Origin of the sequence: Aeromonas sp. S18(2024) (assembly GCF_041402525.1) — a bacterium.
Classification (GTDB): domain Bacteria; phylum Pseudomonadota; class Gammaproteobacteria; order Enterobacterales; family Aeromonadaceae; genus Aeromonas; species Aeromonas enteropelogenes.
Map to the genome: position 1 here is coordinate 73,650 of NZ_JBGLQV010000009.1, position 12,048 is coordinate 85,697.

Genomic DNA, 12,048 nt, shown 5'->3' on the forward strand with positions numbered 1-12,048 from the left:
GGTGCGGTAAAAGGGGCCGCCAGCACAGGCCAGGCGGGACTCCCGAATGATGCCGGACATGCCGGGCTCACTGCTTGATCAGCTTGGCATAGTAGAAGCCGTCCATCTCGGCCTCGCCCGGCAGGAACTGACGCCCCGGGCACTCCGGCGTGTCCTCTGCGTGCAGTGGCACCAGGGTGGCATCCGGCGTTGCCGCCAGGAAGGCGCGGATCTGTTCGCGATTCTCCTCCGGCAGTACGGAGCAAGTTGCGTAGAGCAGGGTACCGCCGCTCTTCAGCTTTGCCCAGAGTGCGTTGAGGATGCGGCGCTGCAGCTCAGCCAGCTCACGGATGTCCTGATCCCGGCGCAGCCACTTGATGTCGGGGTGACGGCGGATGACGCCGGTCGCGGAGCAGGGGGCATCCAGCAGGATGCGATCAAACTGCCCCTCTGGCCACCACTGTTCCGGCGCGCTGGCATCGCCGTGGATCACTTGGGCGGTGAGGCCGATGCGCTCCAGGTTTTCCCGTACTCGAGTCAGGCGGTGTTCGTCGGCATCTACCGCGACAACGCCTGCCAGCTTGGGTTGGCGCTCCAGCAGGTGTGCTGTCTTGCCGCCAGGGGCGGCACAGGCATCCAGCACCCACTCACCCGGCTGCGGGTCGAGCAGGGCGGCGGCCTGTTGGGCCGCGCCATCCTGTACCGAGCAGTCACCCACCTCGAAACCGGGTAGCTTCGCCACGTCGCAGGGGCGTTCCAGCAGGATGCAATCCTTACCCTCTTCACCAGCTACCGCATTGATGCCGGCTTCGGCCATGCGCGCCAGCATCTGGTCGCGGCTCTGGCGCTGGCCGTTGTTGCGGATCCACATGGGAGGGCGCAGGTTGTTGGCCTCCATGATGAATTCCCACTCGTCGGGATAGGCCTGACGCAGGCGCTTGGTGAGCCACTCGGGATGACCGAGGCGAATACTGGGGACGCGGTCGATGCGCAGCAGAATGACTTCGGCGCTGCGCTGGAAGTTGCGCAGCACGCCGTTGATGAGGCCGCGCAAGGAAGATCCCTTGAGCAGCTTGACGGCATTGACGGTCTCGGCCACGGCGGCGTGGGCCGGGATGCGGGTGTAGATAAGCTGGTAGAGGCCGACCAGGATCAGGTAGTGAAAGATGCGGCTCTTGTTTTTGAGCGGTTTGTCCATCATCTCGCCGACCGCCGCATCGAGGCGGGGCAGCCAGCGCAGGGTGCCGTAGCAGAGTTCTTGCAGGAGGGCGCGATCGCGAGGCGCAACCTTCTCTTGAGCAGCAGGCAGTACGGCTGAGAGGGACTGGCCCTGATCCAGCACCTGTTGAATGACGAGAGCGGCCTGTGCACGTGTTTTCATATGATAACCTTAGATGCGCAAGTCGGGGCCTGGGCCCCGCTTGTTTCAATTCAATTGCGTGCCGGGTTCAAACCAGTCGCGGCGAGAGTTGAGCAGATCCGTGACGGACATGGCTTTCTTGCCGGGCGGTTGCAGGGTCAGCAGGCGCAGCACACCCTTGCCGGTGGCGATATCGATCCCCTGCTTGTCGGCCTTGAGCAGGGTGCCGGCACTCTGGCCGTGTTCGTGCTCAATGACCTCGGCCTGCCACACCTTGATGGTCTGGCCGGCGACCTCGCACCAACTGATGGGCCAGGGATTGAAGGCGCGGATGCAGCGCTCGATAGCGACGGCGTCCATCGTCCAGTCGATGCGGGCCTCTTCCTTGGAGAGCTTCTGGGCATAGTTGGCCAGGGCATCGTCCTGCGGCTCGGTAGTCGTGTTGCCGGCAGCCATGGCATCGACGGTGTCGACCAGTGCCTGCGGGCCCAGCTCTGCCAGCTTGTCATAGAGGCTGGTGGAGGTTTCGTCGGCTGCGATGGGGCAGCTCACCTTGCGGATCATGGCGCCGGTATCCAGCCCCACATCCATTTGCATGATGGTCACGCCGGTCTCGGCATCGCCAGCCCAGATGGCACGCTGAATAGGAGCAGCACCACGCCAGCGCGGCAGCAGGGAGCCATGCACATTGATGCAACCCAGATGCGGGGTATCGAGCACGGCCTTGGGCAAGATCAGGCCATAGGCCACCACGACCATCAGATCGGCGCCCAGTGACGCCAGTTCAGCCTGCGCCTCTTCGTTGCGCAGGGAGGCGGGCTGGTAGACCGGCAGATTATGGGCGAGGGCCAGTTCCTTGACCGGGCTGGCGGTGAGTTTCTGGCCGCGGCCGGCCGGCTTGTCCGGCTGGGTGTAAACGGCGACGACCTCATGGTCGGAAGACAACAACGCCGCCAGGTGACGGGCGGCGAAGTCGGGAGTACCGGCAAAAATCAGTTTCAACTTATTCAATGCAGCAGATCCTCAAAGGGCTTTGCGATCTTCTCGGGCCATTTTTTCCAGCTTCTGGCGGATGCGCTGGCGCTTGAGCGGCGACAAGTAATCCACAAAGAGTTTGCCCATGAGATGATCCATCTCATGCTGGATGCAGATGGCGAGCAGATCGTCGGCCTCCAGTTCAAAGGGCTTGCCGTGACGATCCAAAGCCCGGATCTTGACCTGTTCGAAACGGGGAACCAGAGCCCGGCTGCCCGGGACGGAGAGACAGCCTTCTTCGATACCAGTGCTGCCACTCTGCGCAATTATCTCCGGGTTGATCAATACCAGAGGATGTTCACGGTTTTCAGAGACATCGATCACTATGATGCGCTGATGAATGTCGACCTGAGTCGCGGCCAGGCCAATGCCTTCCTCCGCGTACATGGTTTCGAACATATCATCTACAATCTGTTGTAACTCGGGTGTAAAGGTCTCGACAGGGGCTGCGATTGTACGCAGACGCTCATCGGGGAAACGCAATACATCTAGAATGGCCATAGTTTTTTCTTTAGTTTCGTATAAATGCAGTCAATATTGGCGTAATTCTAGTCATTTACGCCGACAAAAAACAGCAACACTTTGCGCGCAGAAGTAACAGGGAGTGTTATGTATCTGAAGCAAACCATCTTTGCCTGCCTGCTGGCCACCGTGAGTCAGGGCATTCTGGCCGATCAGCTGAAGCTGAAAGCAGGCTACCCCGAGAGCTATGTGGTGCAGAAAGGAGACACCCTGTGGGATATCTCCGGCAAGTATCTGGCCGAGCCCTGGCTCTGGCCCCGTCTCTGGAACATCAATCCGCAGATTGCCAATCCGCACTGGATCTACCCCGGTGATGTGCTGCACCTGAGCTGGGTCAATGGCGAACCACGCTTGGGCAAAGCGACGCAGGGGGGCAAGCAGGTCATCCGTCTCAGCCCCAAGAGCCGTTACGAGAACAAGGCCAACCCGATTCCCACGCTGCCCATCAGCGAGATAGGCCCCTTCCTGCAAACCGATCATATTCTGGCGGACACTCGCCAGCAGAAGAGCCTGCCTTATGTGCTGGGGTCGGACAAGAAACATATTGGCATGCTGGAGGGGGATACCCTCTACGTGCAAGGAGATCTGGTACCGGGCCAGAATTATGGCATCTATCATCCCGGCGTCATCTACAAGGATCGCGACACGGGTGAATTGCTTGGCCAGGAAGCGATTTTTGCTGGCACGATCCGTGCCGTGGCCCGCCTGGATGGCAACAGGACCGAGGCAACCCTGACCCATAACCAGCGTGAAGTCATGCAGGGTGACAAGGTGATGGTGTTGCCCGAGCAGGAGAATTTGCCAGCGGTATTTATGCCGAAGGCGGCGCCGACCATTACTCCGGGCTATGTTATCGACTTGCCCAACAAGACCCGTGGTGGTGGCAAATTTGACGTGGTGCTGATCAACAAGGGAAGCCGGGATCTGTTGTCGGCAGGGGATGTGCTGGACATACGTCGCCCGGGTGCCGGCTTGGTGACCAAGAGTGGCAAGGTGCAGTACAGAGAGCTGTCATCTGTCTATGACAAGGTGTTTCACAGCAACAACCGCAAAGCGGCTCTGCCTTCTGAAGCCATTGCCAGAGTCATGTTGTTCAAGGTGTATGACAAGCTGAGTTACGGTCTCATCATGCAGAGCAACGACATGGTGAGTTCGGGTTATCAGGTTACCCATTTCTGAGGTGAACTATCCCGACGGGCGGCTGGCCCTCTGGCTGACATTGGAAGCCGTCACGGGGATCGGCCCTGTGACGGCTTCTCGTTTGCTGGAACGGGTGGGTGGCGACATCCTGACATTGTTTGAGAGCGATGAAGCCAGTCTGCATGGCATGGGGCTCTCTTCCGAGCAGATCAGACAGTTAAGATGGCCATCACCGGTTGTTGAAGGGGGGCTGAGGTGGGCCTGTGATCCCGGTAATCATCTTGTTCCTCGTGATCATCCGGCCTACCCGGCTTTGCTGGGTGAAATCCCGGCGGCCCCCTTGTTGCTCTATTGTCGTGGTGATTTGTCAGCCCTGGTGTTGCCGCAGCTGGCCATGGTCGGCACCCGTCATCCTACCTATGCCGGCAAAGACAATGCTGCGCGTCTGTGTGCCGAGCTGGTAGCGTGCGGGCTGGCGATAACCTCAGGACTGGCGCTGGGGATCGATGGCATCTGTCATCAGCAGGCCTTGACGGGTGGCGGTGTCACACTTGCCGTATTGGGCTCCGGCCTTGACTGCATCTATCCCAAGCGTCATCAGGGACTGGCGGTTAGTATCCTGGAGCGTGGTGGTTTGCTTGTCTCCGAGTTTGCGCCGGACAAGGGGCCGCTTGCCGAGCATTTTCCCCGTCGCAATCGTATTATCAGCGGCCTCTCTTTGGGGACTCTGGTGGTGGAGGCGACCGAGCAGAGTGGCTCGCTGATCACCGCTCGTTATGCGCTTGAGCAGGGGCGCGAGGTTTTTGCGGTTCCCGGTGCCCCTCAAAATGAACAAGCGACGGGCTGCAACAGATTAATTCAACAAGGTGCCAAACTTGTGCTGAATGCGGCCGATATAGTGGAAGAGCTGCCCATGTTGATGGGATCTTGGCAAAGGCAACGAGTGGCTCCTGCGCCACAGATTAATAGCGAATTGCCTTATGCCGATTTGTTGGATAACGTAGGTTATGAGACCACGAGCGTGGATACCGTCGCCGAACGGACTCAGCTCCCTGTCGAAGTGGTACTGGGCAAGTTGGTGGAGCTGGAACTGGCCGGGGCAGTGATGGCGGTAGCCGGTGGATACGTCAGAACGAGGAGGGCGAATCATGTTTGATGTATTGATGTACCTTTTCGAGACCTACATCCACAGCGATGCAGATGTGATGGTGGAACAGGACGAGCTCACCGACGAGTTGAGCCGTGCCGGTTTCGACAAAGACGAGATCGAAAAAGCGCTCAGCTGGCTGGAGCGGCTGGCCAATCTGCATGATAGCGAGCGGGAGGTGTACGTCTCCGCCAGCGCGCAAGGCTCGATGCGTATCTACGCCCCGCAAGAGCTGGCTCGCCTCAGCACGGAATGTCGTGGCTTCCTGCTCTTCCTGGAGCAGGCTCAGGTACTGAATGCCGAAACCCGTGAAATCTGCATCGAGCGCCTGCTCGAGCTGGACAAGCCGGATATCGAGCTGGATGACCTGAAATGGGTGGTCATGATGGTGCTGTTCAACGTTCCCGGTAGTGAAAATGCCTATCAGCAGATGGAAGAGCTGGTGTTTGACGAGTCAGACGGCGTCATCCACTGACAGTCCGCCGCCGCGCTGGTAGAATCTGGAGCATCTGGATTTCAAGGCGCGGCACATGTCAAAAATCGATCACCACCTCTTCTCTGCCCATGAGCATGCGTTCGAGCGCGAGCCCTGCCCGCAATGTGGCGCCGAGCTGGTGATCCGTCAGGGCAAACATGGCTTGTTTCTTGGCTGCTCCGCCTACCCTTCCTGCGACTATATCCGCTCCCTGACGCCATCCGGTCGCGACATAGAGAAAGTGCTCGAAGGTTCGGCCTGCCCGGATTGTGGTCATCCCCTGGCGATCAAAAAGGGGCGTTATGGCTTGTTTGTGGGATGCACCCAGTATCCGGCCTGCCAGCATATCGAATCCCTGCAGGAAAGCGATGACACCCAGATCCTGTGTCCTGATTGTGTCAAGGGGCATCTGGTGAGCCGAACCTCCCGCTATGGCAAGCAGTTTTACTCCTGTGATGCTTACCCCCATTGCAAATATGTGGTGAACGACAAACCCATCCCCATGCCATGTCCCGAGTGTGGTTGGGGCATTATGGTGGAGAAAAAAGTGAGGGGGGCGTTGCGCTGGGTGTGCCCGCAGAAGAAATGTGGCCATCAAAGTGAGCGGTTATAAGTCAGCTGCACAACCAAGTTGCGGCATTGCTAGTAAATTCAATTCCTTAGGTTAGTGTAATACCTGCCATACATAGCCTTTCATTAACGTATCAATGGGTTCTGATCCAACCTTTCCCGTAATACAGACTGCTCTCGATAAGCTCAACTCGTTTGAGATCAAGGCTGCAGTCAGTGTCATCTCCGTACTTTGCCAGTCATCTCCCAGTCGGTGACCGACCTAGAGGCCCGTGGCTGCCAGTTCTCAATAATGTGCCATTGGCTGGACTGTTCATCAGACAGGCCATTGCTAGCATCGCGCCCGTTCCATGATTGGTGTTCCCATCGATAGCGGTTTACTCAAAGAGCTGGTTGCTCAGATGCTGGTGGTGAGGGATGATGCGTGGGCAGCCAAGGGTGTGCCAAACGCCAGCTCAAGGTCGAGGAGACGGTAGCCAGGGATGCCGCACTGCAAGTACGACTCAACGTAGATTAAATGATGTGGCTGTTATCCGATTGAGCGCTATTTTCCTCTCCGGAAAGTACGATCACAGCGGTGGCGGTCATGTAACAGGTTCAACCCAATGATGAGGTGGCAGCCCGACTGCCGCATGTGTTATGTCCAACGAATTTGAACTCGCCGTTGCCGCCCTTCGCCAGGAAGGGGTGATTGCCTATGCCACCGAGGCCGTATTTGGTCTGGGTTGTGATCCTGATTCCGAGCCGGCGGTCCAGCGCTTGCTGGCCATCAAGCAACGTCCGGTGGAGAAGGGCCTTATCCTGATCGCAGCCGAGCTGGCGCAGTTGCAGGATTATATCGACCTGGATCAGCTGAGCGATGAACAGCGTCAACGGGTTGAAGAGAGCTGGCCTGGCCCCTTTACCTGGATCATGCCCGCCAAACCAAATACCCCTTCATGGTTGACTGGCCAGTTCAATACTCTGGCTGTTCGGGTGACGGCGCATCCTCAGGTGCAGGCCCTGTGCCGTGCTTTTGGCAAGCCGCTGGTCTCTACCAGTGCCAACCTGACCGGTGAGGAGCCTGCCCGCCGGGTGGCGGATATCGGAGAATTGCTGGCCAGTCAGCTGGCCTATATTCTACCCGGAGAAGTTGGTGGTCAGGCGAATCCATCAGAAATCAAGGATGCCAGAACCGGCGCCATCATCCGGGCTTCCTGACCCGGGTGGTGAACCTGGCTTGGCTATGACGGGCGTCGAGGGCGCCACAATCGCACAATAACAAGGACAGGGCGAACAGATCCTGCCTCACTGGAGACAAGATGAGCAAACCGGATGTGGCCAAGGTCAAGGCCTTCCTGTTGCAGCTACAGGACGAAATCTGTCGTGGTCTGGAACAGGCCGATGGCACTGGACACTTTGTTGAGGATGCCTGGTTGCGCGAGGGGGGCGGCGGTGGCCGTACCCGGGTGCTGCGCCATGGCGCCGTCATTGAGCAGGGTGGGGTCAACTTCTCCCACGTTTATGGTGATGCGATGCCGGCATCGGCGACAGCCCATCGTCCCGAGTTGGCGGGGCGCCGGTTCGAAGCCATGGGGGTGTCGCTGGTGATCCACCCGCACAACCCCTATGTACCGACCAGTCATGCCAATGTCCGGTTTTTCATTGCCGAGAAAGAGGGTGAAGAACCCATCTGGTGGTTCGGGGGCGGTTTCGATCTGACGCCGTTTTACCCGTTCGAAGAGGATGTGCGGCACTGGCATCAGATATCCCATGATCTTTGCCAGCCCTTTGGCGAGGAGATTTACCCCGAGTTCAAGGCGTGGTGTGACCGCTATTTCTATCTCAAGCATCGCAACGAGACGCGTGGGGTAGGGGGACTATTCTTCGATGACTTGAACCGTTGGCCATTTGCCGATTGTTTCGCCTTCATGCAGGCGGTGGGCCGAGGCTATCTCGAGGCTTATCTGCCGATTGTCGAGCGACGCAAGGCCTTGTCCTATGGTGAGCGGGAGCGAGAATTCCAGCTCTACCGCCGTGGCCGCTATGTAGAGTTCAACCTGGTTTATGACCGTGGCACCTTGTTCGGGCTGCAGACAGGAGGGCGCACCGAATCCATCCTGATGTCGATGCCGCCTCTGGCGCGCTGGGAGTATGACTGGCAGCCTGCTGCTGGTAGCCCGGAGGCCCTGCTCTACAGCGATTACCTCACGCCTCGAGAGTGGCTGTGACAAAAGGGGCCGCTTGCGGCCCCTTTCTGTTGCCGAGATTCGGCTTGTCCCTGAGAAGGAAAACCCGTTAAATCGGGACATCGCTCTCTGCTGGAATGCTTTGATGGATCATTATCTGGTTTTTGGCCACCCGGTGCGCCATAGCAAATCTCCCTTCATCCACACCTTGTTTGCCAGACAGACTCAACAAGAGTTGGAGTACGGGCTGGCCGAGCCTGCCGTCGATCAATTTGCTGCTGCTTTGCACGATTTTTTTGCCCAGGGGGGCAAGGGGTGCAACGTCACGGTGCCATTTAAAGAGCAGGCGTTCGCATTGGTGAATCAACTGAGCCCCAGGGCCAAGCGGGCTGGGGCAGTCAATACCATCAAGCTGACCGACGATGGTGTGTTGCTTGGAGACAATACCGACGGCGCCGGCCTGGTAGCCGACCTGAAATCCCATGGGGTGTCTCTGGCTGGTTGCCGGATCTTGTTGCTGGGTGCCGGTGGCGCGGCTCGTGGGGCCTTGGCACCGTTATTGGCAGAACAACCAGGCGAACTGGTGATTGCCAACCGTACTCACGCCAGAGCCGAACAGCTGGCTGCCGAGTTTAGTGATTTGGGCGCGGTAACGGCGCAAACTTATGAACAGCTGAGCGGATCTTTCGATCTTGTCATCAATTCAACCTCTGCCAGTTTGCAAGGTGAGTTGCCTCCGCTGTCGCCTGCCCTGATCCATGCTGATATCGCCATCTATGACATGATGTATGGTGCTACGGACACGCCTTTCATCACCTGGGCCAGGCAGCAGGGGGCCCGTCATGCCATGGACGGACTAGGCATGCTGGTGGAGCAAGCCGCAGAGGCGTTCACCGTGTGGCGTGGCATCCGGCCAGGTACTAAACAAGTATTGAGAGAGCTGAAGCGTAATCTGGGGATTCTATGAACCAAGGTATTCTTTTTCCCGACTTGATGGAGTGGCAAGCTCAAGAGCAGCGGGTGCACTTCCCAGCCCAGCAGATGGGTGCGCTGATCAATTGCTACATCAGCCGCCGCAGACTGGAGAAAATGACCGGGCTTGTACTGACGAAGGAAGGTGACATAGTGCGGGCATTCGAAAGTGTGCGCTTTGACATTGAGGATATAGCGGAAAAACTCATTGAAGAACAAGAGTTTGGCGAAGATGGTGCCATCTACCTTTGATTTTTTCAGGTTTTTTTTCTTCGCGTCGGAACTTCTATGGCCCGCCGTGGACTAACTAGATAGTTGAGGAAGTGCTAGCTAGTCACCTTTATAACTCCCCGGTATTCGTACTGGGGATTTTTTTATCTAAATGAAAAATAAAGATTTTTTGTTCAATCTTGAGTTTGGAATTTAATTACATAAATTACTTTCACTTTTTGCTGCTTTGTTGTACGATTCTCGGCGTAGGGTACAGAGGTAAGATGTTCTATCTTTCAGACCTTTTATTTCACGTAATTGAATGTGGCTGAATAGCAGCCCCGATGAGATTCTCGTCGGGGTGTTTTTTTATGCGCAGCATTTAGAGTAAATGCTTTAATTTACCTGTGCATTTGTTAGAATGAGGTGCTTCTTGAGGAAATACCTATCGTCGTGGTTCTCAAGAATCAGCTTCTTCCCAATTTTTTGAACTTCTTGTTTCAGGCCGGGTGACAGCATAGTCATTCGGCCTCATTTTTATCCCATCTCATACGTGTAATGTAATTAAATTACAGTATTGTCTTTTTAGGTGATTTTATTACTTCTTGCACGCACCAGCGTGAAAACGATATCAGGATTTTGAAAGGTTAATTCTCCGTGAAAATTAAATCTCTATCTATCTGATAATTAAGAATGAATCTGTTTGATGCGGGTAAGGGGTGGGGATGGGGAGAAAGAATGGAGAGAAAATATCAATCTGAAACCCTTTCAATCAGCGGAGGGGGATCTCCGCCAATTGCAAGGAAAGACGAGGAGCGGATTACTCCTCGCTAGACTCCTGTTCGTCGGCATCGACGAGACCTTCATCCGCATCAGCCAAATACCAGTCGGTCAGGGTCTTCGCCAGCTTTTCTACGCCGATATTGCTGAGTGACGAGAAGGCTTCCACCTGGATCTGCGGACCCAGGCTGGCAACAGCTTGACGTACCTTGATCACCTGATTGTTGCGGGGGCCCGGGCTCAATTTGTCCGCCTTGGTCAGCAGCAGCATTACCGGCAACTCGCGGTGAGTACTCCACTCCAGCATATTCATATCGGTGTCTTTGAGCGGGTGGCGAATGTCCATCAGGATCACCAGTCCTTTCAATGACTCACGACGCTGCAGATACTCTGCCAGTGACTTTTGCCACTTGAGCTTCATTTCCAGCGGAACTTGGGCATAACCATAGCCTGGCAGGTCGACCAAGCGTTTGCCCGGTTCCAGTTCGAACAGATTAATGAGCTGGGTACGACCTGGGGTCTTACTGGTCCGAGCCAGGTTCTTGTGTTTGGTCAAGGTGTTCAAAGCAGATGACTTGCCGGCATTGGAACGGCCTGCAAACGCGATCTCGACACCCCCATCATTTGGCAGGTGGCGGATGTCGGGTGCGCTGGTCACAAAATGCACCTTATTGAAATTCAGAATTTGTGTATCCAACGTAAATTCCCTATGGAGATAGAGGGTTATGGAGTTACTTTTTTGTAAAATAGTGTAAAATGGCGTCGCTTAAACGCGTTTATTTTAACATGCCTTCAGCGGCATGGGATCTGGAAGCCTAATAACGAAAAGTTGGAACGCCATGAAGAACCTAGTCATTACTCTTGCTCTGATGGTTGGCGTAACGGGGATGGCACAAGCCACAGGCGATGCCGCTGCGGGACAGACCAAGGCTGCCGTTTGTGCGGCTTGTCATGGACCGGACGGAAACAGCCTGGTTGATATGTACCCCAAAATTGCTGGTCAGCACGCATCATATATCAAAAAGCAGTTGATTGAACTCAAGGCAGCCGCTTCCGGCCAAACTGGTCGGGTCGCGCCCGTGATGGGGCCGATGGCATTGCCTTTGTCTGAACAGGACATGGATGACCTGGCGGCTTATTTCTCCAGCCAGAAGGTGACGCCGATCGCCGTCCCTGACGATGTCGTCGAAGCAGGCAAGGCTCTCTATATGGGAGGCGACTTGAGTCGTGGTTTGGCTGCCTGTACCGCCTGTCATGGTCCGCGTGGTTCCGGAGTCGAGCAGGCCAAGTATCCGAATCTGTCCGGGCAGCATCCGGCCTACATCAAGGATCAGTTGACCAAGTTCCGTGCTGGCACTCGGGATAACGATCCGAATGGCATGATGCGCGATGTGGCCAAGAAACTGACCGATCAAGATATCGATGTGTTGTCCAAGTATATTGCCGGACTGCACTGATTAAACGATCTCACCATAGAGTTGCATAACGGGGAGCTTCTGTTCCCCGTTGTTTTTGCTTTCACCTTTCCATTCTCGTAATAGTCCTTGTTGTTTGTAAGAGATCTTCCATTTATCGGGTCGGCCAAGGCTCAAATATCTCTGTGTCTTTTCAAATAGCCCCAATTAATCATGTAGTTAAATTGAAAATGCACTTTTATGATGCATAGAATTGATCCCTGAGTGATTGAGCC

The 12,048-nt window shown here is 56.0% G+C and carries 13 protein-coding genes; 9 read left to right on the top strand and 4 right to left on the bottom strand.

Annotated elements, in window-relative coordinates; genetic code table 11:
* Positions 1–67 precede the first annotated feature (67 nt).
* The 3 genes from rsmB to def are packed head-to-tail and all read right to left on the bottom strand — an operon-like array spanning position 68 to position 2,875.
* On the bottom strand, positions 68–1,360 hold the full coding sequence (gene rsmB / locus ACB034_RS15320; RefSeq protein WP_371173186.1) for a 16S rRNA (cytosine(967)-C(5))-methyltransferase RsmB: 1,293 nt from the start codon (positions 1,358–1,360) through the stop codon (positions 68–70).
* A 45-nt stretch (positions 1,361–1,405) separates the two neighbouring features.
* On the bottom strand, positions 1,406–2,350 hold the full coding sequence (gene fmt / locus ACB034_RS15325) for a methionyl-tRNA formyltransferase (RefSeq protein ID WP_371173187.1): 945 nt from the start codon (positions 2,348–2,350) through the stop codon (positions 1,406–1,408).
* A 12-nt stretch (positions 2,351–2,362) separates the two neighbouring features.
* A complete protein-coding gene (def, locus tag ACB034_RS15330; protein WP_026456707.1) occupies positions 2,363–2,875 on the bottom strand; it encodes a peptide deformylase in 513 nt (170 codons plus the stop codon).
* A gap of 108 nt (positions 2,876–2,983) precedes the next feature.
* Between def and ACB034_RS15335 the strand changes: the two genes are divergently transcribed.
* The 8 genes from ACB034_RS15335 (at position 2,984) to ACB034_RS15370 (ending at position 9,620) form a co-directional block, all read left to right on the top strand.
* Positions 2,984–4,075 carry a LysM peptidoglycan-binding domain-containing protein gene (locus tag ACB034_RS15335; RefSeq protein ID WP_224210806.1) on the top strand — a complete coding sequence of 364 codons (1,092 nt, stop codon included), beginning with the start codon at positions 2,984–2,986 and terminating at the stop codon, positions 4,073–4,075.
* 1 nt (position 4,076) lies between these two features.
* Complete coding sequence (dprA, locus tag ACB034_RS15340; protein WP_371173188.1) at positions 4,077–5,192, top strand: DNA-processing protein DprA; 1,116 nt, start codon at positions 4,077–4,079, stop codon at positions 5,190–5,192.
* Positions 5,185–5,658 carry a DUF494 family protein gene (locus ACB034_RS15345; protein WP_042072540.1) on the top strand — a complete coding sequence of 158 codons (474 nt, stop codon included), beginning with the start codon at positions 5,185–5,187 and terminating at the stop codon, positions 5,656–5,658. Before dprA ends, ACB034_RS15345 begins: the two co-directional genes overlap by 8 nt.
* Positions 5,659–5,713: 55 nt before the next feature.
* Complete coding sequence (locus ACB034_RS15350; RefSeq protein WP_371173189.1) at positions 5,714–6,271, top strand: topoisomerase DNA-binding C4 zinc finger domain-containing protein; 558 nt, start codon at positions 5,714–5,716, stop codon at positions 6,269–6,271.
* A 596-nt stretch (positions 6,272–6,867) separates the two neighbouring features.
* The gene (locus ACB034_RS15355; RefSeq protein WP_042025283.1) at positions 6,868–7,428 is read left to right on the top strand and encodes a Sua5/YciO/YrdC/YwlC family protein; all 561 of its coding nucleotides are present in this window, start codon (positions 6,868–6,870) and stop codon (positions 7,426–7,428) included.
* 101 nt (positions 7,429–7,529) lie between these two features.
* Positions 7,530–8,438 (top strand): oxygen-dependent coproporphyrinogen oxidase, encoded by a 909-nt coding sequence (gene hemF, locus ACB034_RS15360; RefSeq protein WP_223379697.1) that lies wholly within the window; start codon positions 7,530–7,532, stop codon positions 8,436–8,438.
* 103 nt (positions 8,439–8,541) lie between these two features.
* Complete coding sequence (aroE, locus tag ACB034_RS15365) at positions 8,542–9,363, top strand: shikimate dehydrogenase (protein WP_223379698.1); 822 nt, start codon at positions 8,542–8,544, stop codon at positions 9,361–9,363.
* Positions 9,360–9,620 carry a DUF1488 domain-containing protein gene (locus ACB034_RS15370; RefSeq protein ID WP_026458214.1) on the top strand — a complete coding sequence of 87 codons (261 nt, stop codon included), beginning with the start codon at positions 9,360–9,362 and terminating at the stop codon, positions 9,618–9,620. Before aroE ends, ACB034_RS15370 begins: the two co-directional genes overlap by 4 nt.
* Positions 9,621–10,398: 778 nt before the next feature.
* Here the strand turns inward: ACB034_RS15370 and yihA are convergent.
* On the bottom strand, positions 10,399–11,055 hold the full coding sequence (yihA, locus tag ACB034_RS15375) for a ribosome biogenesis GTP-binding protein YihA/YsxC (protein ID WP_223379699.1): 657 nt from the start codon (positions 11,053–11,055) through the stop codon (positions 10,399–10,401).
* A gap of 142 nt (positions 11,056–11,197) precedes the next feature.
* Between yihA and ACB034_RS15380 the strand changes: the two genes are divergently transcribed.
* On the top strand, positions 11,198–11,815 hold the full coding sequence (locus ACB034_RS15380) for a cytochrome c (RefSeq protein WP_026456285.1): 618 nt from the start codon (positions 11,198–11,200) through the stop codon (positions 11,813–11,815).
* Positions 11,816–12,048: the final 233 nt, after the last annotated feature.

Coding starts and splice junctions, on each gene's coding strand:
- rsmB (WP_371173186.1), bottom strand. CDS start 1,360: ATGAAAACACGTGCACAGGCCGCTCTCGTCATTCAACAGGTGCTGGAT.
- def (WP_026456707.1), bottom strand. CDS start 2,875: ATGGCCATTCTAGATGTATTGCGTTTCCCCGATGAGCGTCTGCGTACA.
- ACB034_RS15335 (WP_224210806.1), top strand. CDS start 2,984: ATGTATCTGAAGCAAACCATCTTTGCCTGCCTGCTGGCCACCGTGAGT.
- ACB034_RS15345 (WP_042072540.1), top strand. CDS start 5,185: ATGTTTGATGTATTGATGTACCTTTTCGAGACCTACATCCACAGCGAT.
- ACB034_RS15350 (WP_371173189.1), top strand. CDS start 5,714: ATGTCAAAAATCGATCACCACCTCTTCTCTGCCCATGAGCATGCGTTC.
- ACB034_RS15355 (WP_042025283.1), top strand. CDS start 6,868: ATGTCCAACGAATTTGAACTCGCCGTTGCCGCCCTTCGCCAGGAAGGG.
- hemF (WP_223379697.1), top strand. CDS start 7,530: ATGAGCAAACCGGATGTGGCCAAGGTCAAGGCCTTCCTGTTGCAGCTA.
- aroE (WP_223379698.1), top strand. CDS start 8,542: ATGGATCATTATCTGGTTTTTGGCCACCCGGTGCGCCATAGCAAATCT.
- ACB034_RS15370 (WP_026458214.1), top strand. CDS start 9,360: ATGAACCAAGGTATTCTTTTTCCCGACTTGATGGAGTGGCAAGCTCAA.
- ACB034_RS15380 (WP_026456285.1), top strand. CDS start 11,198: ATGAAGAACCTAGTCATTACTCTTGCTCTGATGGTTGGCGTAACGGGG.